The organism is Streptomyces sp. NPDC050619, assembly GCF_040654815.1.
Lineage (GTDB): Bacteria > Actinomycetota > Actinomycetes > Streptomycetales > Streptomycetaceae > Streptomyces.
The window spans coordinates 1-1,058 of sequence record NZ_JBFAIR010000188.1; the positions used below are offsets into that span (position 1 = coordinate 1).

1 protein-coding gene is annotated in these 1,058 nt (G+C 59.2%); it reads left to right on the top strand.

The window, feature by feature from the left end:
* A partial coding sequence (locus AB0I77_RS53930) for a group II intron maturase-specific domain-containing protein (RefSeq protein ID WP_363290391.1) occupies nt 1-951 on the top strand: 951 nt, incomplete at its 5' end.
* Nucleotides 952-1,058 lie beyond the last annotated feature (107 nt).

Consider the following 1,058-nt stretch of genomic DNA (forward strand, 5'->3'; position numbering starts at 1 on the left):
GGGCGCAGGTCCGAGCCCGGCGCGAAGCCCGGCACTCCAGTTCTGGTGAGATACGCAGACGATTTCGTTGTGCTTTGTCACACGGAGCAAGAAGCGTTAAAGGTCAGGAACGATCTGGCGGAATGGCTGGAACCAAGGGGTCTCTTCTTCAACGAAGAAAAGACTGAAGTCGTGCACCTCGAAGAAGGTTTCGACTTCCTTGGATTCAACGTACGTCGCTACAGAGGAAAGCTCCTGATCAAGCCGAGCAAGGCGGCGGTTACGAGGGTCCGGGAGAGACTGAAGGCCGAGATGCTGTCCCTGCGAGGGGCAAACAGCAGGGCCGTCATGAAGCGGCTGGCACCGATCATCCGGGGCTGGTCCGCCTACTACCGGACGGTGGTGTCGAAGGAGGTGTTTACATCTCTGGATGACTATCTGTGGAAGCTCACCTATAAGTGGGCCAAACACACCCACCCGACCAAGCCGAGGCACTGGGTCACTAGCAAGTACTTCGGCAGGTTCAACAGATCCAGGCAGAACAACTGGGTGTTCGGAGACCGGGTCACCGGTATCTACCTCCCCCAGTTTGCCTGGACAAAGATCGTCCGACACGTCCCGGTCAGGGGCACCGCATCGGTTTATGATCCGGCGCTCATCGAATACTGGGAAACCCGTCGACGCAAGAGAACGCCACCGCCGATGGATAAGACCAGCGTCTATCTGGCGTACAAACAGAAAGGGCTATGCCCGCTCTGTGAACAGGCGCTCATTGCCGGGGCTGAATACGAGCCAGAAGACCCACGCCAGTGGATCGAGTGGTTCGCAGCCCACACGAAGGCGCTGCACAAGCACCACTTCTTCGTGTACCGCCGCGACGGGGGGACGGACGACAGGACCAACCTTCGCCTCGTGCACTCCGAATGCCACCGCTTGCATCACGCAGCAGACGGCAAACGGACCAGGAAGTAACCTCGTTTCGTCCTTTGGGGTTTGCTTGAGCCGGATGCGGTGACAAGTCGCAAGTCCGGTTCTGAGGGGGCCGGAGCGCAGCAATGCGCTCTGGCTACCCGACAGAC